Annotated in this window: 15 protein-coding genes; 5 read left to right on the top strand and 10 right to left on the bottom strand. The window is 41.4% G+C overall.

Annotation, left to right across the window (positions count from 1 at the left end):
* Nucleotides 1-5: 5 nt before the first annotated feature.
* The 9 genes from Q0976_RS05730 to ubiE form a co-directional block, all read right to left on the bottom strand.
* Nucleotides 6-1,898: a diguanylate cyclase gene (locus tag Q0976_RS05730; protein ID WP_299491948.1), complete on the bottom strand. Its 1,893-nt coding sequence runs from the start codon at nt 1,896-1,898 to the stop codon at nt 6-8.
* The gene (locus Q0976_RS05725; protein WP_299491946.1) at nt 1,895-2,695 is read right to left on the bottom strand and encodes a TatD family hydrolase; all 801 of its coding nucleotides are present in this window, start codon (nt 2,693-2,695) and stop codon (nt 1,895-1,897) included. The genes Q0976_RS05730 and Q0976_RS05725 overlap by 4 nt, the downstream gene beginning before the upstream one ends.
* Nucleotides 2,695-3,165: a hypothetical protein gene (locus Q0976_RS05720; RefSeq protein ID WP_299491944.1), complete on the bottom strand. Its 471-nt coding sequence runs from the start codon at nt 3,163-3,165 to the stop codon at nt 2,695-2,697. Before Q0976_RS05720 ends, Q0976_RS05725 begins: the two co-directional genes overlap by 1 nt.
* A 277-nt stretch (nt 3,166-3,442) precedes the next feature.
* Nucleotides 3,443-4,213, bottom strand: coding sequence for a twin-arginine translocase subunit TatC (gene tatC / locus Q0976_RS05715; RefSeq protein ID WP_299491942.1), 771 nt, complete (start codon nt 4,211-4,213; stop codon nt 3,443-3,445).
* A gap of 3 nt (nt 4,214-4,216) precedes the next feature.
* Entirely contained in the window at nt 4,217-4,636 is a 420-nt protein-coding gene (gene tatB, locus Q0976_RS05710; RefSeq protein WP_366525070.1) for a Sec-independent protein translocase protein TatB, read from the bottom strand.
* A 12-nt stretch (nt 4,637-4,648) separates the two neighbouring features.
* Nucleotides 4,649-4,882: a Sec-independent protein translocase subunit TatA gene (tatA, locus tag Q0976_RS05705; protein ID WP_299491940.1), complete on the bottom strand. Its 234-nt coding sequence runs from the start codon at nt 4,880-4,882 to the stop codon at nt 4,649-4,651.
* 565 nt (nt 4,883-5,447) lie between these two features.
* Nucleotides 5,448-7,097: a ubiquinone biosynthesis regulatory protein kinase UbiB gene (gene ubiB, locus Q0976_RS05700; protein WP_299491938.1), complete on the bottom strand. Its 1,650-nt coding sequence runs from the start codon at nt 7,095-7,097 to the stop codon at nt 5,448-5,450.
* Nucleotides 7,098-7,099: 2 nt separating this feature from the next.
* Nucleotides 7,100-7,717, bottom strand: a complete 618-nt coding sequence (locus tag Q0976_RS05695; protein ID WP_299491936.1) for an SCP2 sterol-binding domain-containing protein — start codon at nt 7,715-7,717, stop codon at nt 7,100-7,102.
* 24 nt (nt 7,718-7,741) lie between these two features.
* The gene (ubiE, locus tag Q0976_RS05690; protein WP_299491934.1) at nt 7,742-8,497 is read right to left on the bottom strand and encodes a bifunctional demethylmenaquinone methyltransferase/2-methoxy-6-polyprenyl-1,4-benzoquinol methylase UbiE; all 756 of its coding nucleotides are present in this window, start codon (nt 8,495-8,497) and stop codon (nt 7,742-7,744) included.
* Between the two features lie 480 nt (nt 8,498-8,977).
* Between ubiE and Q0976_RS05685 the strand changes: the two genes are divergently transcribed.
* Complete coding sequence (locus tag Q0976_RS05685) at nt 8,978-9,847, top strand: MaoC/PaaZ C-terminal domain-containing protein (RefSeq protein ID WP_299491932.1); 870 nt, start codon at nt 8,978-8,980, stop codon at nt 9,845-9,847.
* A 344-nt stretch (nt 9,848-10,191) separates the two neighbouring features.
* Here the strand turns inward: Q0976_RS05685 and Q0976_RS05680 are convergent, their stop codons facing one another.
* Complete coding sequence (locus tag Q0976_RS05680) at nt 10,192-11,868, bottom strand: mechanosensitive ion channel family protein (protein WP_299491930.1); 1,677 nt, start codon at nt 11,866-11,868, stop codon at nt 10,192-10,194.
* A gap of 149 nt (nt 11,869-12,017) precedes the next feature.
* On the opposite strand from Q0976_RS05680, the gene Q0976_RS05675 reads away from it, so the two are divergent.
* The 4 genes from Q0976_RS05675 (at nt 12,018) to Q0976_RS05660 (ending at nt 25,377) form a co-directional block, all read left to right on the top strand.
* Nucleotides 12,018-12,398, top strand: a complete 381-nt coding sequence (locus Q0976_RS05675) for a hypothetical protein (protein WP_299491928.1) — start codon at nt 12,018-12,020, stop codon at nt 12,396-12,398.
* A 388-nt stretch (nt 12,399-12,786) separates the two neighbouring features.
* Entirely contained in the window at nt 12,787-14,283 is a 1,497-nt protein-coding gene (locus Q0976_RS05670; RefSeq protein ID WP_299491926.1) for a hypothetical protein, read from the top strand.
* 1 nt (nt 14,284) lies between these two features.
* Complete coding sequence (locus Q0976_RS05665; protein WP_299491924.1) at nt 14,285-25,099, top strand: FG-GAP-like repeat-containing protein; 10,815 nt, start codon at nt 14,285-14,287, stop codon at nt 25,097-25,099.
* Complete coding sequence (locus Q0976_RS05660; RefSeq protein WP_299491922.1) at nt 25,099-25,377, top strand: hypothetical protein; 279 nt, start codon at nt 25,099-25,101, stop codon at nt 25,375-25,377. The genes Q0976_RS05665 and Q0976_RS05660 overlap by 1 nt, the downstream gene beginning before the upstream one ends.
* Nucleotides 25,378-25,397 lie beyond the last annotated feature (20 nt).

Here is a 25,397-nt window from a genome sequence, read left to right as displayed (position 1 = left end):
CAAATTTAACAAATAGTCTCTACATGAGAACGAGATCCGTCACAGTATAACTGTACTTGGTTACGCCCTTCATTTTTTGCACGGTACAGGGCTTTATCGGCTTGATCCAATAAAGCGCTTTTATCCATTTTCTTATCAATAATTTGGCAACTGATGCCTATGCTGATAGTTAATTTAATCAGTTGATTATCCCAATAAATATTCAGTTCGCTGACGCTATGACGAATGTGTTCTGCTACCGTGATGGCGCCAGCTTCACTTGTATCGGGAAGAATAATAGCAAATTCTTCACCTCCAAAACGTGATACAAGATCCATTGGCCGCTTTAAATTGACCGACAGCGCATTAGCGATAAGCCTTAATGCATGATCGCCCGCTAAGTGACCATAGCTGTCATTAATGGATTTAAAGCGATCGATATCAAGCATGAGGATGGCTAAAGGATTTTGTTGTCTGCGACTAATTTTAATTTCTGCCTGTAAACGTTTGTCAAAAGCATTACGGTTTTTAACACCTGTTAAGCTGTCTATGGTGGTTTGCTCGGTGAGTTTGGCATTGGCTTGATTGAGCTCTCGCAGGGCCACTTCTAATTCAAGTGTTCGCTCTTGAACCATGAGCTCGAGTTTTTCATTATGTTTGGCTTCAGCGAGTAAAGCTTGCTCTTTGTTTTGTCGAATAAGCTCTGCTTGATCTAATGCTTTTTGTTGAATGATGAGTTTTTCCTGCCGTTCATCGTTATAGCGGATAGCTAATACGGCAGCCATAAAAATGATTTCAAAACTTAAGCCTAACATAAAGGGAATTTGAGGTTGAAAGGGCAAGTTAAGCAGATCTAAATACATTAATCCTGAAATGATGCTGCCTATCAGGACAGTTGACCAGCCAAGTGTATACAGTTTTGCCAGTTTATGTCCCTTTATTCCTTGAATAATGGCCATGAACATGAGTAAGGAACTATTGGCCAATAACGAAATAATATTGATGACAATGGCCAGTTCATATGAAATAAAGGGGCTGATAAATAATAAAATCACCGCATAACTAATACCATAGCGGCACAGCTTGAGCATATAGGGACTTTGCTTTTTGAGTTGCAGGATTTTCTCAGTAAATAATAGCCCGAAAATCATGGAGAGCGGTAATAATATTGGCACCATAAATTGTTGTAAAATAGGCCATTGAGGCCAGATAAAACGAAAGGCTATGCCATACAAAGTGGCCACAAATAAGGTGATTGAAAATACATAACCCGCATAATAGCTGTAACTGAAAGACCCCGAAGTAATGGCAATAAATAAACTAAATAATCCAATGGAGGCCAATGCGCCTAATTGAAAACCATGCAATAAGGAGAGGTGATCTGAGTACTCTGTAAAATCATCTACAGACCATAGCGTTAAAGGAATACTGGCATGACCTTTAGTATCGATTTCTAAGAAAAAATGATGATATTCATCTGGTTTCATATTAAAAGAGTAGACAAAGTTATTGTTGATAACAGGCCTTTGACTAAAGGGCAGTCTGTCGCCCATTGTTAAACGAGTGACGAGTTTTTCATCATTAAAATGGTACAAGTTAACTTTATCTAAATGGGGATTATCTAAAGATAAAATACGATGTATATTGTCTTTCTCTTTACTATAAAGGTTGAATTTTATCCAAAGTTTTTGGGTGTCAATATTTTTAATCATGCGAGCGGGTAATGCTTGCCAAGCATGGTCTGGCTGGCTTTTGATATGCATAATGCTACTGCTGGGCTTTATTGTGTAGCTTAACCAAGCAGAGAGGGTTAAGGGGCCAGTGGTTTGTTGATCAATACTGACCACAGTATTGGCTTGAACACTTTCAAATGATGCAAAAAAAAATATCGCAAACAGCAGAAGAAAGCGAGGGATCATACGGCAGAGTCCAAATTAAAAAAGCGTCGGCTGTTTTGATAAACAATTTGGGCAAATTCAGTGCTGTCTTGCTTTCTTAACTTTGCAATATATTCTGCAATATGCGGTAAGTATTCTGGCTTGTTTTTACTGGATTTGGGCTTAGGTCTCAAGGTGCGAGGCAATAAATAAGGACTGTCGGTTTCGATCAGAATACGGTCATTGGGAATATCGACGACTAATTCAGCTAGCTCTTTTCCTCGTCGCTCATCACATACCCAGCCTGTGATCCCAAGGTGTAAATCCAGTGCAAGATAAGCGTCTAAACTTTTTCTATTGCCTGTAAAGCAATGTAGCAGAGCACCACTGAGATCAGTGCGATAGTCTTTTAATATGGCAAGGAAATCATCATGGGCATCGCGTTCATGCATTAATACCGGAAGCTTAAGGCTGGCCGCTAATGCCAGTTGCTCCTCAAAGGCTTTTCTTTGTTGATCTCTTGGTGAAAAATCTCGATTGTAATCCAAACCACATTCTCCAATGGCGACCACACAAGGAGAGGTGCTCAAACGAGAGAGTTGATCGTAACAGCCCGTCTGCCACTGGGAGGCTTGATGAGGATGAACACCTGCTGTGCAGTAGAGTTGATTGGGGTAGTCTTGGCACAAGGAAATGGCTTGCTGACTCTCAGTTATATCACTACCAATCACAATGAGAGGGGAAACGAGATGTTCAAATGCTGCTTGGATAATGGTTTGGCTATCTTTTTCTAAACTGCTGCCAACGAGGTTGACAGCAACATCTATATATTTTGACATTAGTAAAGGCGTTTCACTCTAATGGTGGTGTTTTGGTTATCTCGTCCAAGAATAAAAGAGCCAAGGGCACCTGTTTTAATGAATAGGGTTTCGTCAGCTTTCACTTTAAAATAACGCGAATCAGTTTGTTTCCATACCTGACCATTATCAAAGGTGATTTTTAACGCACCGTAAGGGTTTTTTTCAACACGAGTCACTTGAGCATAAATTTTTTCAATTTGCTCTTCTTTTGGTTTTTCTTTTAGACCAAACCTATCTTCAACTGTTTTTATTTGTGCTGTGTTGTCTTGAGAAGACAGGTAAGCAGAAGTGACATTTTTCCCTTCTTTCACTGCGCTGGTGAGCTTATCAAAGCAAATGAGACGATCGAGTTTATCGGATATACTTCCACATTGTATAAGTGCCTGTTCGACATTGGCAAAGACGCTTGTTGTGAATAATAAGCTTGTTAATAGTAATGTAATACGCATGAGTTAAGACCTTTTATCTTATTATTATATATAGATATTGACTAATTTAGCTTGTTTTATATTTGTATCTGAACCGAAATAAAAATGTAATTCATTCTGTCAGAATATCATCTGATACTGTAATTGCAATTCCCTTATACTAAAGTGATCACACATCTGAATGATGACATATTAAAAGACTGCTCTGATTGAGTGAACTCTGAATGGAATATTCATATTTTATTGATTGATATCGATCGCCATATAACTTGGCGATCGGAGTTAGGAAAGGGAGTGATTAAGTCTTTTTAGACTCATTGTGATTGTCGTCAATATCATCTTCTTCATCGGTTGATTTTGGTGTGTAAAAACGGGCACCTAAAAGACCTAATTCAAATAAAATGAGCATAGGAACAGCCAGCATTGTTTGCGAAATGATATCAGGAGGAGTTAATAACATGCCCACCACAAAGGCGCCGACAATAATATAGGGGCGCTTATTTTTTAAAGAGTCTGGCGTGGTGACACCCGCCCAACAAAGCAATACGACGGCAATGGGGATCTCAAAGGCTAAACCAAATGCAAAAAATAATTTTAAAATAAAGCTTAAGTAACTACTAATGTCAGTAGCAATTTGCACGCCTTCGGGAGCAACACTGGTAAAAAAGGCAAAAATAACAGGAAAGACAATATAGTAAGCGAAGGCGATACCAAGATAAAATAATAATGTACTGCTAAAAAGTAGAGGAACGACTAGCCGCTTTTCATGCTTGTAGAGCCCTGGAGCCACAAAAGCCCAAATTTGATAAAGCACGTAAGGTACGGCGATAAAAAAAGACAGCACTAATGTTAATTTGAACGGTGTGAAAAAGGGCGCCGTCACATCGGTTGCAATCATGCTGCTTGATGCTGGCATTGCCTTCATTAATGGAATGGCAATATAGTGATAAATATCATTAGACCAGTAAGCTAAGCAGATAAAAACGACCAAAATACTACCAATGGCGTGTAATAAACGTTGGCGTAATTCCAGCAAGTGTGAAATTAAAGGTTGTTGTTGATGTGGCATGAATTATCCGTCAGATTTGTCTAACTGGTTATTTGCTTTAGTTTTGATGTCTTTTTCTTTGCTTGTGAGGATAGGGTCGACTTGACGTTGGCTAGGAGCACCATCAATTTGCTTTGAGTCATCGTCAATTTGGTATGGGCGGTTAACCGAATCAGCTGCCTCTTTAAGCTTGTCAACGGACTCTTGCAGTTCTGGTGCGAGTTCTTTTAAACCTTGTTGTTCTGCTTTTTTGAGATCCGCATGTAATTGCTCAATTTTGAGTTCTTGCTCTAGTTCATCTTTCACCGCGTTGGCCATTTTTTTCATGGTACGGATCCAACCAGATATCGTGCGCACTGCGACAGGCAACCTTTCTGGGCCAAGTACGACTAGGCCCAAAACGCCAATCAATAGCAACTCCATAAAGCCGATACTATCGAACATAAATCATGACACCTATTGTTTATCTTTTGACTCAGCTTTTTCAGCGGTGGTGTCTGCTTTATTGGCTGTATCGTCAGGGGTGTTTTCTTTAATGGCTTTTTTTTCTTCTTCGCTAGACATGGCATTTTTAAAGCCTTTTACTGCGCCACCAAGATCACCACCTAAAGAACGTAACTTTTTTGTACCAAATAATAGAACCACAATTAATGCAATGATCAGCAATTGCCAAATACTAATGTTACCCATAACAGGATGCCTCAAAATATAGATATACTGACCATTATACCTGAATACATAAAGATTGCAGCTGTCGCCATAATGGGATTAACAATCATTTACCATTTTATGAGTCCCAGAAGGGGAAATATGAGGCAGTATGTGTCTTGAAGAAGGTTGTCAATGGGTGAAAATAACAGCGGTTCATTTTTAAATTTTCATAAAAGGGAGTGATTTTCACAGTGGATAATAAGGTTGTAGTTTGAGGCGTATTATTAACAGAATGCAATTGGCGACTAAGGCGACATCAGGCTGAAGTGAGTCTTTTTACGGGATTGTAAAAGGTTGATTTTTATTTATAAAGAGGGGGTATTTTGATCTTGTGTTATCAAATTTAAACTGAGTATTTTAAGCCATTAACGTAATGAAGTGCCCAAAACGGCTTTCATTCCAGCTAAATGGCATATCTTCAAGTTATTTGGGTCAATGTGTTATTTATATTGCAAATGAATATAGTCAGCTCAAGAAGGTCAGTTTGAGCTAACAATATTTCATCTTTTGTTCACACTTTGAGCGGGGGTAGTGAGAGGTGAAGTTAAAATTTACCACTTTTTGGGCGGCTGAACCAACCCACAAGCCAAGTTACAATACCTCCAGCAATACAGTTATGGGTTATCCAAGGTGTCACCCCATTATTAAACAGCATGACACCACTGAGGACTAAAACCGCTGCGGTGATCAATAAAAAATGGCTTTTATGGGTTTTCTGTTGCTGTTTTAAATATCGTTCAAGCAGCTGGTTTTGTGAATTGACAAAATTGCGGCCTACTTTCAAATTATCGTAAATCAGTTCTGGCAACTCAGGAAGTTTATCGGCCCAATAAGGCAGCTTTTCTTTGGTTTTCTTGTATAAGGCTTTTGGGCCCACTTGTTCGGCCACCCAATCTTCTAAAAAGGGTTTGGCTGTTTGCCAAAGATCGAGTTGAGGGTAGAGTTGGCGGCCTAATCCTTCGATATAAAGTAACGTTTTTTCAAGCAGGACAAGTTGAGGTTGCACCACCATATCAAAGCGTCTGGCAATTCTAAACAATTCAAGCAGTACATGACCAAAAGAGATTTCATTAAGAGGTTTGTTAAACATGGGCTCACAAACCACTTTGACCGCTTGCTCAAAGGCGCTAATATCAGTGTCCGGTGATACCCAGCCCGATTCAATATATAATTGAGCGATTCGGCGATAGTCACGATTAAAAAAAGCTAAGAAATTTTCGGCCAAATAGCGTTTGTCTTCATTGGTGAGCGTGCCCATAATACCAAAATCAAGGCCAATATATTTGGGATCGTTAGGGGTCTCTCGGCTGACAAAGATGTTTCCTGGGTGCATATCGGCATGAAAAAAATTATCTCTAAACACTTGGGTAAAAAACAGTTCGACGCCGCGTTCAGCAAGCAGCTTAAAGTTCGTCCCTTGTGCCTTCAATCCCGTAATATCAGACACTGAAACAGCGTCAATGCGTTCCATGACGATTAAACGCGTAAAACACAATTCCTCATACATATACGGAATGTATAATGTTTTTGAGTGAAGAAAGTTATTTCTTAATTTGATGGCATTTAATGCTTCTAATTTAAGGTTAAGCTCACCTTCGATAGTGGTGCGGTAATCTTCAATGACCTCCACAGGACGCAGGCGATTATTAGGTCCAAGTAGGGTATCAAGTAACCGTGCAACGCGTTTCATTAGGTGTAAGTCAGCACTGACTTTATCTTCCACATCGGGACGTAATACTTTCAATACTACGGCTTTACCATTGGCTTTGAGAGTGGCAGTATGCACTTGCGAAATAGATGCTGATGCTAGCGGCGTATCATCAAAGTCATCAAATAACGATTCAATGGGACCATTGAGCTCGGCTTCAATGGCCGCCCTGGCTAAAGCTGTTGAAAAGGGGGGAACTCTGTCCTGTAACATAGACAGTTCATTGGCCCATTCATCGGTTAACAAGTCCCGCCGAGTGGATAACATTTGCCCAAATTTAATATAAACCGGCCCGAGTTCTTGCATGGCCAATTTTAAGCGTTCACCGCCAGCACTGTTTTTGTGTTGATTTGTTAGCCAAAATAAACAACGCCTGAGTAAACGAAAATACCAAGGTGTCAATTTGGCTGGCAAAAGCTCATCGAGTCCGTAATGAAGTGTGGTTTTAATGACTTGATAAGCGCGGCGAAAACTACTGGTACTCATTTTTATTGGGTTACCTTGTGGCTGAGGTGTTTGATCCTTTGGCTGAGTTGTTCCAGATCTTGGTGCAAACTGTCAACATGATCACTAAATTGTATGTATTCCAGTTTGTGGGGGGCAATACGATACTCTTCAGTGGCCAATTGAGCGAGGTGAGACTGTGTTTTATGAAATACTTTCAAAAGCCCTTGTTGGGTTTGTTTAGCATGGCGCGTGAGCATATGAGTCGGTGCATCACCTAAATAACGCGATAAAGGTTCGGCAATATCAAATTTTAAGGTTTGAATAAAGCGACTAAAACTTTGCAAAACGCTTAAATCACCTTCAAGGCTTAACCTATCTTGTTTAATGAGCTCAGTTAAATTTGCCCCTTCTCTCAATTGGTATAATGTGGTGAGATCCACATTGACTCTTGTGGCCACTTTACCTTCGTATTGGCTCAGCACCACAATTTCATCGGCAAAAATAAAATATAATGTCCAAGGTAATTGGCTTAACTTGATACCAATAACTTGATGATGTAGCTCACGGCAATTGGCATAAGCTTCGGGAGATTGGGCAATTAATTGTTTGAAGCTTGTTTCTATTGCGCCGCAAAGCAGTAAGCTGAGTTCACGTTTCATAGGCTTGATTCATAGTCCAAGTGATTAAAACTTATAACCTTTATGTAAAGCGACAATACCGTCAGTCATATTGGTATAGGTCACTTGCTCAAAGCCTGCATCTGTCATCATTTGCTTTAATGTTTCTTGATCGGGGTGCATACGAATGGATTCAGCTAAATACTCGTAACTATCAGCGTCTTGGGTAATGACTTTGCCCATTTTGGGTAAGATTTTAAAACTATAGAGATCATAGATTTTACGCATGACTTCATGTTGAGGTTTAGAAAACTCAAGAATTAATAGCTTTCCTCCTGGTTTTAAGACCCTTAACATCGAGGCGATAGCCGCATCTTTATTGGTCACATTACGCAATCCAAAAGCAATCGTGATAATATCAAAATGATTATCGGGGAAAGGTAAAGCTTCAGCATTGGCTTGCACATAATTGACGTTATTGACAATACCTTTATCCCTGAGTTTGTCACGACCAACTTTAAGCATAGAATCATTAATATCGGCGAGGACCACTTGGCCAGTGGGACCAACAATACGAGAAAATTTGGCGGTTAAATCTCCTGTGCCCCCTGCTAAATCAAGCACTTTCATTCCGCTTCTTGGTGCAGCACTCTCAATAGTAAAACGTTTCCACATACGGTGAATACCAAAAGACATCACATCATTCATAATGTCATATTTGGCGGCGACAGAGTGAAACACACCAGCAACCATATCTTCTTTTTTATCAATATCGATAGTCTTATAACCGAAATGGGTGCTGTTAGGGCTATCTTCTGGCATGTGTGTATTCCTATAAACTGGCGATGTAAGGTCTGGGCATAGAGCCAATGTGTTGATTAAGTCTCATTTAATCAGTGCGGGTGATGTAAAAAGAGTGAATTACATTTACGGCACATGACCTTTCAAATTTAACTGCGCATTACACCATAATATTAGTCAATATTGAATAGATAACTAGGGCCTAGGTAAGAATTAGGCTGGAATGTGTGCTTTGAGCCGCAACTTGAAGTCTCGCGGGTATATCATAATCTGTAACAAAAAAATGCGTACTTTGTTGCACCTTGTGCAATCTTTCACTTTTGTAATGTTTTCTCTGGATATTATGCATAAAAGCAGTGAAAAAGTGTTGCTATTTACGTCAAAATTAGGTTAGTTAATAATAGCAATAAGGAATTTGGGTGGGCTGTGAGTAAGCTTTGAGGTATAGTACGCGGCTGAATATGTGCAACGTAGTTAGTTTATTTTAAAGGTTAGCTTAGTTTGAATAAAGAATATCGTGTTGATTTGAAAGGCATCCCTTCATTACTTTCCCTCTATCGCAAGATTTTTTTCGTGCGAAAACCGGGGTGGGATGAACAACCTCTGCCTTATATTTCGGTGGCGACAGAGCAGGTTAAATTAGCAAGAAATAAAGTAGCACGTTACGCTAAAGTCTGCGGGTTCGAGTTTGACGGAAAAACCATTCCGTTAACTTATTTGTATGTGGTGTCTTTTCGCCTCCACGCCAGTATTTTTACCCATGAGGGCATTACTTTCCCTTTATTAGGCATTATTCATTTAAAAAACAGTATTACACAATACCGTGCTTTAGGTATTGATGAGCGTTATGACATTGAATGTGCTGTGGTGACCAGCAAAATGACCGATGCTGGCTTAGAATTTGATTTTTTGTCTAAAGCAAAAGTGGACGGTGAGCTAGTATGGGAGTCGTTGTCGACTTATTTGTATCGAATTGAAGGCCCTAAACGTCGCGTAAGACCGCCAAAAGCCAATGATATGAATTGGGCGCAGCCTGTTAATTGGAGCTTGCCAGAAGATATTGGTCGTCGTTATGCAAAGGCATCGGGTGATTATAACCTGATCCATTTACATCCGTTTTTCTCAAAACGTTTTGGTTTTGAGCGCGGTCTGGTACATGGTATGTGGTCTAAAGGGCGTTGCATCGCACAAATGATGCCAGAGATTGGCGATCGTGCTTGTAAAGTCGAAGTGGAGTTTAAACTGCCATTATTTATGCCATCAGAAGTCAGTTTTGATGTGGAAAAAACCAATGATAATTTAGTGTTTGAATTGCGTGATCATAAAGGTCGCCGTCCACATTTATCAGGTGAAATTCATTTTATTGAATAAACGTCATTGATGTAAAACTCAGTTATTGCCATCGAATAAAAAGGAGCAAAGATTGCTCCTTTTTTTGTTTTTATTGTGCGTTTGGCAATGGGGGTCATTATACCAATTTGATTAAGTAGGCGATCATTCAGCGGGACATCAAAATACGATAGACAAGGCGGTGACTTGAAGCTAATAGTTATTCTATATCAAAAGTCACTAATGCAGTGTAGCGAGTTTTGCAAGCCGCACTGGTGAGCCTCTCAGGCATTACCACTTCTGTGTTGCGTATTTCACAAGGGAACAAGCATTTTTTCATTCATGTGTATTGTATTGAAATTTCTGAGAGGTTCTAAATTGAACAATTATTTAATTAAATTGGCATTATATAAATGCACATCACGTTGTGGGAAAGGAATGCTGATCCCTTCTTTGTCAAAGTTAAGTTTTACCTCTCGAGTAATATCCCAATACACCTCCCAATAATGTTCGGTAAGGCTCCAAGGTCTCACAATAAACTCAATGGCTGAGTCACCTAAAGTATGCAGTTTAACCACTGGAGCGGGATCGGTTAACACATGAGGGTGGGCTTCAATAATCTTAAGTAACAGTTGTTCAGTTTGTTCAATATCGTCTTGGTAACTCATACCAAACACCATATCCACTCTTCTGTGTGTTTCGACACTGATATTATGGATGATATCGCCCCAAATTTTATTGTTAGGAATGATCAATCGCTGATTGTCAAAGGTGTTGATGGTGGTAGAAACCAGACTCATGTGGCAAACACTGCCTGCCACGCCCGCTGTGCGCACACTGTCACCTAAATCAAATGGGCGGTAAATTAAAATCATCATGCCGGATGCAAAGTTAGATAACGTATCTTGCAATGCAAAACCGATAATAATCCCTGCAATCCCAAAGCCTGCCAATAATGGGCCCATTTGTATGCCCAGTTGTGATAGGGCAAATAATAATCCAAAAATGAAAATGATTTTGCCCGACAAACTGACAAAAAACTCTTGCAGCAGTTGACTGAAGTTGAGGCTTGAATTATTCACAGTTTTTTTAACTAAACGGCTCACCATTTTCCCTAGGAAGTAGGCAAAAAACAGGATGAAGACAAACACCACGACTTTAAAGGTGAGGCTTGGACCGTGTTCAATTAATTGTTTTTTGCCTGAAATAACCCACTCTTGTAATAGGCTACTGGCCACATCAAAATTGAGAATATCTTGCGTAATATTACCGGAAATTTCAAATAAGGTTTGTTTAAGCTCACTGGTTTCTTGTTGCAGATCGTCCAATAACACAATAATGTCGGCCAAGTTATTTGAATATTGATTCAGGGATTTATTTAAGGATAATATGAGGGTATTGGTTTTGTTATTTTCTTGATTACCACTGTCTTTATTCGCACTTTCATTATCAATGGCAATAGCGAGTCTTTCTTGTGTGTAGTGGATTAAGCTGTTAAGCGCATCACCGCGATCTTGTATTTGCGCAATTAACGCTTGTTGCTGTGCTAACGTATCAATATTTAATTGCTGCGCCCACTTGAGGGCTTCCCATTTAAATCGATATAAACGGTCTCGTTGGCGGTCTAATAATGCCAGTTTATCCATCAGTGGTGCGTCATTATCGCTGCCAAGAATTTGTTTAATTTGTATTAATTCTTTAGTAAAGTAATCATCAACACGATTAATAAAACTGACATGTTTTTTCACATAAGGTGGCAAGCGGCTTTTATCAAAGGTGTCGGAGTCCATGAGTTGTTGAATTTGTTCATGCATTAACATGGAATACTGCTTAATACGGTATTGAATAATGGCCTTCATTTCACCTTTAGCTTGAGCGAGTCGATTGATGTCTTTATCGATAATGGCTTGGGTTTTATCAAGACTGGCAATCACTTGTTGACTGTTTATCTTGGGGGATTCTTCGTCGGCGGTATTGGCAGATACTGGAAGATGGCTAAGAATAATGGCAATCGATAAAAGGAAAAACAAACGGTATGGGGAAAATCGGGGCGTTCCTCGCATGGCATGGTTCCTGTGTCAATATTGAGAGCGTATTTGTGTCATACTCATTTTAGACGTAAATATGTAAAGCAGAGTGAAAGTGATAATAGCGGTAAACCTTTCCTGTGATTTTTGCTATACTCCTTTGTCATTTTTTATGGCTGAGTTTGATGCAAAAGTGTATGCAATCGCTCAGTAAAGAGAGAGTCGCTGCCGTGTTATGTACCCATTGCCATAAACATTTTAATGTGAGTAAGGTTGAAAACCAGAGAAACAAGGGCCTCAATGCACAAATTCAGTGCCCACTTTGTGAGGCATGGCTAGGCCGAAATCCTATATTAACGCGGTTAAAAATCATGGGTTTTTATATCGGTGCATCAGCGCTTGGGGGGTATTATTGGCTACCCGACTATAAAAATATTGCCATTCCTGTATTGATTTTATCCATTATCACCTTGCTGGTGTCTCACTTGATGGATCATTTAAAAGTCATCGAAGCCCCTATTAAGCCTGAAGTGAATAACGATGAACATTTGAGAAAGTATCGTTAACTCGAGGCCTTGAGTGACAGCCAATCCATTTAGTCTTGCTTCAGCGCTTCTTTCTTGAAGTGCTTCCTTTATTAAATACTTTCTTCATTTTCAATTATCCGTATTACTTAGAATTCAATTGCTTGACTAACCGTTCTTCGCTGGTTTTGTTTAAGCGACTTTTTTGTTAATCCATCTTGTTAATCTATGTTGTTAACTCCCCAAATAGCCAAATTCTCAATAGCACAAAGTGTTCACCGATCCATACAAGGCCACATCATTGTATTTTTTAGGTTTTAATTGAGACTTAATTGTTACCTTTGTTAATAAATATATTGATTTGTTTTTGTTAAGTGTGTAAATTGCGCCAGTCAAAAATGTGTCTAAATGGATATTTGAGTGGGTTGTTATGGCTAAACAATGGATTTGTGCTTTTTTTGTACTGTTTTTAAGTGTCAGTGCTCATGCTGAAACCTTTGAGCAAGCCTATGCCCCTATTGGCGTGGGTGACATTACCATTATTATTCCTATTGACAGGCAACCAGCTGTTCCTCTTTCTTTTTCAATGATGCAAACCGCATCCAATTATTTATTAGCTTGGGATGCCAGTAGTGGTCACCGTTTTAAGTTAGAGCATTGGGTAGATGGGGAGTGGGTTTTACTTTCTGATAATATTCTAACTAATCAATATCAAACCTCACAGAATAATGGCCCACAATTTAGAGTCAGTGCCTGTGATCAGTATGGCTGCTCTGACTGGAAAACCGTCAATAATACCGTCGACGGCGAGTTGATGATAAGCCGTTTTAGCAGCTCCTATCATGCTGTAGAACGTGGCCAAAGAGTGAGTCTTGCTTGGAATGTTTCATCTGCCATTGAGCTTAATATCACTAGTAATCAAGGCCATCGTTTTAAAAGTTACCTGAAAGAAGGTCTGCAAAATTTTTATATCAACAAAATAACTGAATTCACTTTAACGGCGACAGGCTTTGAAAATACTTATCAACAAACCCTCACAGTATCGCCTGCCGCTGTTATGCCTGATTTTCAAACCCAAGCTCAGCCAGACACTTATACTCAGCCCTTACTGGCGCTGGTGCTAGATCAAAATGAAACTATGCTGCCCATTGAGCGAGCACTCTTATCAATAACCCTAACCGATGGCGATAATTTACATATCATCCCCCAGCATGACAATAAACTGTCTCGCGTCAGTGACTCTGGGGAGTTGATATGGACCCAAGCGCTTAATGGCATGGTGGCGAATCAGCCCATATTGCAACTTGCTGATGCTCATCAAACAGAGCATTTATATTTTGGTGTGGCGAGTCTCGATGGCAGCGGGGAAATTTGCCGTATTCATATTGATGGTACTGATTTGCAATGCCTAACCACTCAGCCTAATAGCCAAACCCCATTAAACAGCATGATTGCCGGGCCAGTGATGGTTGAAGAACGTCTCTTTAGTTTCGATATTCAGGGTCACTTGTATGAAGTGAGTGCGAATTTTGATGTTAATTGGAATAACAGTGGGCAGTCGAATATAAGCAGTTACCGCTATCACGCTAAAGTGCCTTTAATCGATGGCGATGCCGTTCTTACGCCCCCAGTGGCCGACAAAGTGAAAAATAGCCTAATTTTACGCACTCAACTTGATAATGTTATTGCACTGGATATTCCAGAGTCGCCATCTGTGATCGCTAATGCGCTAGAAACATTCAATATTAATGGTTTATTACATAGAGCCAAAAATATGCTGGGGCTATCTGAAAGCGAGTCTGTGCAAATACCTGAGCTCATGTCAGAAAAATCAGACTCTTTAAATAAGAATATAACCACGCCACACACTAACAATACCATAAACATCAAATGGACCAAGGCTTTAGCTCAGGATGAGGCACGCTAATATGAAACGTCAGGCAGTAATTCAACACATCTTGAGTGCAGGGTTTAACACTTCAATGGCACCTATCAATTCACTGATGATTAAAATACTTGGTCTTATTTGTTTATTATTGTCATCAAATGTCTTTGCTGTTCAGTGTGATGATATGGGGAAAGTTCCAAGTGAAACCTTTGATATTTTAGAAAACTCAAGTCAATATAAAGAATTTTGGAATGCGAGACATTATCTAAAATATCGAGATGATCCTACAATTGACAATGGCTATGCTCGGTTACAATATGTAAATGTTACTGTCTGTACGCTTAGTGGCACTCGAGTGAATTATAAAGATCTTCCAACAGCAGATAGTAGGCCTGGTAGTATTAAAATCGATAGTACTCTATTAACAGGTAGCCATTCTTCTTATATTATTCAATATCGTTACTCTTACACTTTTGGTGCATTGGATCACTGGGATGAAATGTGGGAAGATTCCCTCAGTCACAACGTTATAAAACGAGTGAATATTTATCCTAATGTTGCGCCTCAGCTGACTTTATCTTCGACATCGGTGACGACAGATTTGGGCAGTAATGTGAAGCTCACCGCCACAGCAAAAGATGTGCACGCTAAGCTTGATAACAACTTGGCAATAACGCTCCCCTCAGGTTGGAGCGCTGCTAAAAATTGTACGATAAAGACCAGTAAAAATTTAAAATGCGAATTTACGATTACTCACCCTAAAGAAGCATCCAGCATTGGTGATCACAAGGTGACCTTCACCGTTACTGACAAAATGAACTTGAAGGCAGAGAAGTCAGCGACTATCAAAGTGACTGAGTCCAATGTGGCGCCGACGTTTACTGAGACGGGCATAAGCCAATCCATTATTGGCCTTGATCAAAGTGTGACATTAAGCGCTGAGGCGGCGGACGATAATACACAAGAGGATAAGCGAATAGACAGCATCAAATGGTGTTATTCAACGAATGACTCCAGATCTAATTGTAAACTTATCATTGATGACGCTTCAAATAGCAAAGACCAGTGTAAATTAATCAATAAGGGCAGTACTGCCACTTGTGAATATACGAAAAAGTTTACTCAATCGGGTGTATATACCTTATGGGCAGAAGTCTCCGATGGTATCGCTACGACGGTTAAGTCTAAGGCGCATTCATTGACCGTCGATGCGCTGCCAGTGGTCACTTTTACTACTTCGGGGAGTTTTCACTTAGGCGGCAAGGTAAGCTTTATGGCCACAGCGGTTGATAGCAACCTTAAAGACTTGAAGCTGTGTTATGTCAAAGAAGGGCAGAGTAAAGCTAACTGTATCAATAAAATTACCAATAACACCGATGACTGTAAAGCTATCAGCTCACAAAAAACGGTATGTGAAGTCAAAGACTTTCGATTAGATCCCGAGGACTTTGATGTTGCGAGCTATGATTTTTATGCTTTAGCATTCGATGGTGTTAATACCAAATATCAAAGTTATACAGAAAATGTTTTTGGTCGTTATACGGTTTCTCCGCCTAAGGTCACCGCCACTGAGAAAATACCGGGCGTCATGGCCACAGTGTCGGGGGAATATAATAAATTAAAGTCGGATAACATCACCATTAGCAGCATTGCCTTGTATGTTAATGAGGATGAAAAGCAAATCATCACAGATGTGAATAATAGCAAAGAATTTACATTTGAATACGCCTTACCAGACCTCAGCGAGCCGATTTTTCAATTTAAGCTCATCGATAGTGAGGGATTGGAAGTCTGGTCGCAACCTATTACTGATAAGATCGATTTAACTCACCCACCTAGAGTGGCGCCCACTGTCAGTCATAGTGCAGGCAACACCAATATCGATGGCCGCATAGCACTTTCGGCCACACCCGTTGCGCATAGTACAGAATATCTCTGGCATGAGTACCGAACCTGTCCCACTAAAGCGCAAACAGGCAGCCACTTGGGCACTACCTCAGCCCCCAGTCACACTGTGATGAAAAGCTATGAGGATAATGGCCAATATTGTTACTGCGCCCAAGCAAAAAATAGTAATGGTGTAGGCCCGATTGGCTATGGCAGTCAATGTGCTCAAGTTACGTTAGCCGTGCCCGATTATGTGCCAGGACTAACCCGCTTTTCGCCCAATTTGTCACTAACACAAAATAGCCCTTATCAATTGCAGTGGATTAATAATAATAAAGGGGCCAGAAGCTTCAAACTAGAGCGCCAAAGTGGTCAAGTCGATACCAGTAAACCCTGGCAAACCTTATATTCTGGCACGAATACTCAGCTGCTTATTTCAAACATTGCTGTGCAGGCAGGTCTTGAGGCGGGCGATGTCAGTTACCGCGTGACTGCCTGTAATAGTGACAATGTCTGTGAAGCAGGGCAAATCATTACTGTGAATCATCAAGTGCCTTATTTGCATAAGGCTGAGTTTGTTGCAGCTATTAATAATACTTCCCATGCCGAAATTATCTTTGAAGGCTTAGGACTACAAGGGATCGACAGCGCGGTGATCCAACTGCGCAATACGGGCGAAACCGTTAATTTACCTGTTTATCAACAAGCGGGGGATGGCAAGCATAGGTACCGATTAAGGCCGACACCACGCGTTATTAAAGGCCTTGAAAATGGTGGATTACGCCTAGAAGTCAATACGCTCATTGGCAGCGCCACCATTGAGTTTACCACGCAAGGCAGCAGCGATAGAGCCAGTATTGATTTAATTCATGCCAGTCCTACCGTTAGCAGTGATGGTGTGGTGTATGTGAGTTCAGGGCAATCGGTACACGCATTAAAAGACGGGCAAAACTTGAATCGTTGGCCGTTTACTTTGCCTGTTGGCACACCTGAAAATGTAAGTATTACTGCCGCCCCCACATTAGACAAAGATGTGAATGCTAATGATGTGGTTTATATCGGTGCTACTAACCGATACCTGTATAAGTTAGATTACTTGACCAATATACTCTGGCAAACAAGACTGCGCGGTGAAATCCATGCCAAGGCCACCTTATTTACTGAGGCGAATCCTTATCAAAATAATACGCTGCAGCAGCTACTCTATGTGGGCGTAGTGGCAAACAATACTGTGATTGATGCCAATCATAGCGGCAATGATGTCAGCGGCTTGTATGCCCTCGATGCCGATACAGGTGAAGAGCATTTCATGTATCCACTGCTTGAAGGTGTCAAGCAAGCGCCGCAAATTTTCAGTAATGGTGATTTACATGTCACCACCCAAGACGATCAATTACACATTATCAATCGTCATCAGATCGGGCCATTTGCGCTGCGCTGGCAAGACATTGACAGCTCACTGCTGCAAATGAATCTATCAAATGTACCCGATTGGCAAATACCACAAGATGCTAACGTGCCACTGCGAAGCTTTGCAGGCCTTTTTTATGGGCTATTAGGCCGTGCGCCCACTCGCGCCGAGCTGACTTTTTTTGCTTATGCTTATGATTCAGGTATCGACACCAACGAAATTACCGCCGCATTTTTAACTTCAAATAAAGGCGCCGAGCGTTTTGCATTATCACAAACCTCCGCTGAATTTGTAGACAGTCTATTTGCCTTTTTATTTCCATCAGAGCCTGATAAAGAGCAGGCGGGCGATTTGAGCCGCAGTCAGTGGACGGATTTATTATTAACGGGTGTGCCGCGAAGTGAAGTGGCCTATGCATTAGTGCAAAGTCACGAGTATGTGGCTTACAGCGAAAATGTGGTTTCACTCGTTACAAGCGTATTTTACGATCAATGTAACTGCAATCAAAACAGTGATTCCGACGGCGATGGCATTATTGATAGTGTGGAAATTGAATTAGGCTTTAATCCACTGGACCCTGAAGATCTATTATTAGACAGGCCGTTATTAAGTGCATCTGAGCCTGCACTAGGCGACTTTACCCTCGATTGGCAAGCGATTGCACCGACAAGATCAGGTGAAACGATTTTTTATCGCATCACGCAAAGCGTTAATGGCCAACCTGCCACCTTCGTCTCAAATAATCATGCTAATACTCAATTGGCATTAGTTAAAGCATCAGGGCGCTATGAATATCAAGTGCAAGCTTGTATGCACGCACAAATTTGCAGCCAGTGGTCAAATGAGGTAGTCGTTGAAGTGGGCGATAGTATTGTGGAAGCGCCTATTCAGCCCTTAGCTGCACCTGAGTCAGTGGCGGAGTTTTTAGTGCCGACGCAAGATGAAATCAATACGTCGGCCGAATTTGGTTTAACCGCTGGGGCGTTCAGAGTTAACGAGTCTGGCGCCGCCACCTATAGTCTGCCTTTGAGTTTGCCAACAGGCATAGCCGGAGTAAAACCGTCATTGGGGCTAGCCTATAACAGCCAAGGCCGTGAAGGCATTACTGGCATGGGCTGGGATCTACAAGGTGTGTCGGCAATCAGCCGCTGTGGTAGCACCCGTTTGCTTGATGGTGTTATCAGGCCCGTTGAGTTTGATGAGCAAGACAATTTTTGTCTCGACGGTCAACGTTTGTTGCTTAAATCCGGTGAGCAAGGCCAGCCAGGTTCCACTTATGTCACTGAAATAGACAGTCAGCTAGTCATCACCTATAAAAGTGATGACTCCTTTGAGGTAGAAGGAAAAGATAACAGCTTGTCCGTATATGGTGCAACGGCAAACAGTAGGCTTAAATTATTGTTAATTGTTAGTGATAGGGCCGTGCGACATGCCACACATTCTTGGTTGATTGCCTATTCCCAAGATAATTTACGCCAAAGCAGTAATCAAATTGATTATACCTATGACGAGCAAGGGCAAAATGAAAAGGTGTTGTCTGAAATTAGCTACAGTGGTCATCGTGTTGAACTTCATTACACGGATACAAGTGCAATAAGAAGCAGTGTTTATATAAAAACGGCACATTTAGTACAAAAAGCGCAGTTATCAAAAGTGAAGGTATATTCCGATCAAAATACCCTCATTCGCAGTTATCAATTGGGCTTTAATAACAATGATATCGGTCAGAGGCAATTAACCAGTATTACAGAATGTGGTCTAGGGAATGTTTGTAAGCAGCCGGTGAAATTTAATTACCGCGATGTGTTTAATCAAAACGATCATGATCTTTCATGGCGAAAAAATATTACTACACCCGAAGGTGATAATTTAAGGGTGGCATTAGTACTGGATGCCAACAACGATGGCATCAGCGAGTTGGTGACCTTAACTCACGTGACATCCAAGAGAGCTATGTTGTGTTTGGGGAGTATAGATAATCCTGAAATGTCGTGTCGTGGATTTGATATTGCTGGAGATTTACAAAGTAATGCCAAGTTAGTGCCCACAGATCCTGATGGCGACGGCTTAATGAATTTCTTAGTCAATACTGACAATGACAGAGATAATGCACATTGGCATCAGTTTGACGTGTTGGCAGATGGCACATTGTCTGAAGCATTAACGTTGCCCTTATTAGGTACCTTTAATCTAGGCATTGACATCAAGGTGATGGATTTTAATGGTGATGGCTACAATGACATCATTGAAACCAAAGATCCATTCACTCCAAATACCCCGAGTATCACCGTTTATTTGTGGAGTCAAAATGAACAAGCTTATTTACGTGGCACGGGAATTATACTGGGGGAGCACACTACACTTGTGCCGCATATAAATTCTGGTTGGCAAAGCAGTGATGTGAACCAAGATGGTCTCGCCGATATTTTATTGTGGGGTAAAGATAATCGTAATTTATATATTTTCACTAATAACACCGAAGAGATGTCATCAACCGATCCCTTATGTTTACGTGATTTTAGACGGCGCGGTGATAGTAATAACGCAATTTGTACCTTTACTCACTATACAGCCAGAACCTATGACAGTATCTATGTAAAAGGTAAGCATGCGATACCAATGGATTTAAACGGCGATGGTTTGAGCGATATTGTACTGTTCAACGAAACCACTGAACGCTGGCAATACCATTTTAATACTGGAAAAGAGTTTGTTAAAGGCGATGATTTTGAAAGCAATGATAATTTATCGGGCTCTATTCCACCTATTGGGGGAGATCTTGATGGCGATGGCCGGACTGAGTTAGTCTTCCATGATGCATCAGACAATAAATGGTACCGTTATGAATGGAGCCATAATGAATCTGTTTCAGGAGGGATAGTCACAGGAGGCTTTATTCGAGTAGACACACCAATCAGTGATTGGAGTTTCTCGCCGCCTACCGATGATCCAATGGATCCGAATTTCGATCCTAATAAAATGGAATACGGTTTCTTCACCGATGCCGACAGTGATGGCTTTTTAGATTTCCTTTATAAAGAGCATAATCAAGCTTCACAAAGTTTAAAACTGTACCATGGCGGCAGTCGCGTTAAGCATCCAGGCCTTTTGTCATCAGTGGTAACAGGGACAGGCATAGAGACTCATATCGACTATGCTTCTATGGCTGAGCCTTCACTTTATTCTAAAGCCAGTGGCTTACCCGAGGGAATGTCAGCGCAAGATGAGGCTTTTAGATCCATGAATATTGCAGGGGCTGGGACGTTAGTGAAATCCGTCACCACTGATGCTCCTACCAATACAGTAAATGACACAGTAACTGTCAATTACCGTTATCATGGCGCACGAGCCATATTTGGCCGCGGTAATCTAGGCTTTGCAGCCATTGAAACTGAAATGGAAAAAGACGGCATTAGCTTCATTACTGAAACGCAATACGCTCAAGCCTTCCCCTTTATAGGCATGCCGTTAAAAACCATTAAAACTGCCGCCGGTACCGTGATATCGATGGCGGAGAACCGCTATGTCAGTCAAACCCAAGTTTTAGAGCAAGGTTATATTCAATATCAGGTATACCAGCAAGAAAGCCGTGATTGTCAGGCCAATGTGGATACCATAACGGGCTTGAGTGTGAATGTGAGTAGTTATAATTGCCAGCAAATGCTCACAATACAAGATGAGTATGCCAATGTGCTCAGCAGTAAAACAGGACACTATGAAGCCAGTGATCCCGATTTATTTGTCGCGATGGATGAGAACTTAAGTCATGCAGGCGACATAGGTAGTAGTAATACGGCCATCAATGACACGCTTAAGTCAAATAGCTTATCGAGTCTTGAAAACAGCAATACTTATGGCACTAGCGATTTTGAACAACGCTTTGGTCGTTTAAGTGTGGCGAGCGTCACCCATAGCCGAGGTGATAAAAGTGCCACCCGCACCAGTAATTTTAGTTATTATGATAACGGCATGCTTAAGGGAGAAGTGATTGAGCCTGACGGCAATTGTACCACTAAGCTCATTACAGACTACCTTTACGATGCTTATGGTAACGCCACTCAAAAAACAGTCCATAACGATGCCATGTGTGAAAAGGCAATATCTCGTACCAGCAGCACAACATTCGATAATGCGGGCCGTTATATTGTTGAAACCCATCAAAATGGCATTCTTGAGTCCAAAGTACTTAAACGAAATGCACTGGGGCAAGCCACCAAGGTGGCCAATGTCGATGGTGTAGAATCACTTGCAGTTTTCGATGCTTTTGGCGCCGAGGTCGCCAGCTACAGTCCGTCTGGCGCTCAGCAAACTAAGCTCAATAAAGCCTGTGATGAAACTGTGGATTATTGCTATACCATGGTGGAAACCGCTATTAATGGTACTGTGCTGAAAAAGCAATATATTGACCAAGCGGGCAGAGGCTATAAAGAATCTAGCCTCAATGTGCTTGGCAGCTGGCACAGCAAAGAGCAAACCCATGATAAATATGGCCGAGTAATCTCGGTCACTGAACCCGGCTTAGAGGCGGTTACCAGTATTTATGATGCACTGGATAGAGTGGTCTCTAGCGTGGATGATAATACGGGCATTACCACTAGCCAAACGACCTATGGTCGCGTGCAAACCAATACCTTATCCGGTGACATTCCAGGGGGCGTGCAAACCAAAACTACCACTTATAATGCCCTTGGGGAAGAATATCAAGTGACCGACGAGCAAGGTAATATTCTAACTTATACCTATGATGTGTTTGGCGCCCTTGAAACCGTGCATTCCGATGTCGATGACATTATTCTAAGCCGTATCTCCTACGATAACTTAGGCCGTAAGGTGTCGATGCAAGATGAAAATAGGGGGGATTGGTCATACGAGTACAACGCCTTAGGTCAGCTAACACAGCAAACCGATGCTCGCGGCGTCGTGACCGACATTTATTACGATAATCTTGGCCGTAAAGTAGAGCAAAAAATCACGGGTACCAGCGATGTGGTCTCAGAGAATATGTTCTGGATCTATGGCACAGGCAGCAATGCCCATAGATTACTCAGTGAGCGCACCGGCAGTTGGCAACGGCATTTTTATTATGACCATTTAGGCCGCAGTGTCGCCAGTTTGACTAACTTAGATGGCACGAATGATTGCGCCGCTAATGTCAGTTTTAATACTGTGACCAATGATCTGCGTATCACAGGTGATGCCCTTTTTGATCCCATTACCAGTCGCTGCGTGATTCAGCAAAGCCAGTTCGATGAATATGGCCGAGTATTTCAACAATTTGATGATTATCGCCGTAAAAATGATGGCAGCTTTGTTGAGGCGCGAGGGTTACGTCAGCATTATCAACACAACCAAGTATTAAAGCAGCAAGAAGCCCGTGAGGGCAGCGCTGGGCGCATCTATCATGAAATCGTTAATATTAATGAGAATGGTTCATTGATCGAATATCTCAAAGGTAATCGAACCATGACATTAAGCTATGATGATGCCAAGCGGTTAAACGGCATTAGCAGTGGCAATCATATTCAAACTGACAGCTACAGCTTTGACAGTCTCAACAACTTAACCTCAAGGCAGCTGGCGGCATCGAGTAAGCAAGATTTTCAGTACGATGAGCTTAACCGCATCACCCATGTCAATGGCATCGAGGAGTATCGCTATAATAACAATGGCAATTTGACCGAGAAAGACGGTTGGCAGCTAGGTTATGCCAATACCATGAGCGCTGATAGCACTAGCCCACTGCACGGTGTACAGAGCCGCTCAAAAGCAGGCGAGATTACGGAAACCTTTGGCTACGATGCCAACGGCAATCAAATCTGGGGTAAAAAAGGCGGCAGTGCCTGGCGTGAGTTCACTTACAGTGGCCGTAATAAAGCCACCCATATTCGTGTGGGCGATAAGGACACCTATTTTAGCTATGATGCCAACAATAAGCGTTTCAAGCGGGTCGACAGTTCAGGCACTATCTTCTATGTGGGTAACTTAGAACTGACCATTAAAGCCGCTGATCCCAATGCTAGTAGCATGAATGCCAGCAGCGAGCCGCAAACTTACATTAAGCGCTACTTAGGCGATGCCATGCAAACCTATTACAGCAATGGCAATGCTATGCTGCGCTGGTTGTATAAAGATCATCTAGGATCAATCATTGCCATCACCAATGACAGCGGCGAACTGGTTAAGCGCTTCAGTTATGACGTCTTCGGTCAGCAAACCGAAATTGTCCCTACTGAGAGTGAGCGCATCGCCCATTATGAGCGCAGCGCATTATCCTCCCTATTGCTGGCAGAAATTTCCGCCAATACGCGGGGTTATACAGGTCATGAGCCCGTGGATATCGATGGCGACAAGCGCATCATTCACATGAATGGCCGCATGTATGACGCCGCGCTCGGCCGTATGTTACAGGCCGATCCTGTGGTGCAGTCCCCCAGTAATCTGCAAAATTATAATGCCTATAGTTATGTACTCAATAACCCGCTTAATGCCACCGATCCTAGTGGGTACTTTTTTAAGAAGTTACTCAAAGGCGTGATGAAAGTCACAGGAATGTGGGCGGTTCATGAATTTATGAACAGTATTCCCTACCTGAATATGGTCGTTAGTACGGCATTGAACTTTGTGCCGGGATGTCAGGTATGGTGCGCTGCTTTGCATAATGGTATGAGTACCTTTGTCGCGACAGGCAGTTTAACATCAGGCATTAAGGTGGGTGTCATCAGCGCCGCAGCAGGTTATGCCTTGAAGGGGATTGGAGAGCAATTTGGCACAACATCTGATTTGAATATTGCTGACATTGTTGATGCGGGAAATGCTGCCGCTGAACAGACGATGATAGACTCAATGGTCAGTTTTGGTGGTAACATGTTAACCTCAGGGCAAGTGGTGGCGCAAATCGGTGCTCATGCCATGGTAGGCGGGATTTCTGCTGAACTAATGGGAGGTAAGTTTGGCCATGGATTCATCTCAGCAGGGGTCAGCATAGGATATAATGGAGGACAATTTATAAAGAATGTTTACCTCAAAGGATTAACAACAATAGTGGTTAGTGGAACGGTCTCTGAATTAACGGGTAGGAAATTTGCTAATGGTGCTAAAACCGCTGCTTTTTTAATTGCACTGCAAAATTTGCCTAGTGTTTATAAAAAAATAGTTGGTTATGAATTAGATATGGGGCCTGGTGGAGATGCGGTAGGAAAAGGGCAGTTGCAGATGCCTGTAGAGGGAGCAAATAATATTGGAACTCAGAATAAAATATTGGATTCTGAATGTATTGCTTGTGAAGGTGGTGCTGTTTCTGAAGCTTTAAACTATGTACCAGGCATAAATGCCGTTGCAGGCGTACATGATGTTTTTCAAGTATCATTAGGGACTGGTATAGCAAGGGATATTTTAAATGTTCCAGGAATGATTCCTGCCGCAGTTTTGACCTACTCTGCGGCATTATCCTTACCATTGCAGTATGTAAGTGGTGGTCAGATCATCGCTATATCAAGCCAAAATTCTGTTGATAAAGAGAAAAAAGATCATAATATGTCTTATATCATGGGTTACTAATGATACGTATTTATTATTTTATATTATTAGTATTTTTAAATGGATGTGCTTACTTTGTTTCTTGGGATGAGCAAAGTCAAGTACTCCTAGGAGAAAATATTGAGGTTTGTATTAAACTTGATGGACCGCCTGATACAGTTACAATTCTTCCTCACGGAAATAAAGAATATAAATATCACTTTAAAAAATTAGATCCTTCTTGTATTCATTATTGGATTGTGAATAAAGAAGGTATTATTACAGGATATCATTATCGAGGTTATTGTAGGCCTATATGAAAGATTAATTAAAGAATAAT

Origin of the sequence: uncultured Shewanella sp. (assembly GCF_947501665.1) — a bacterium.
In the GTDB taxonomy this organism is placed as follows: Bacteria; Pseudomonadota; Gammaproteobacteria; order Enterobacterales; family Shewanellaceae; genus Shewanella.
Note: the sequence above shows the minus strand (reverse complement) of the source record. Positions and strands in the feature narration are given on the sequence as shown.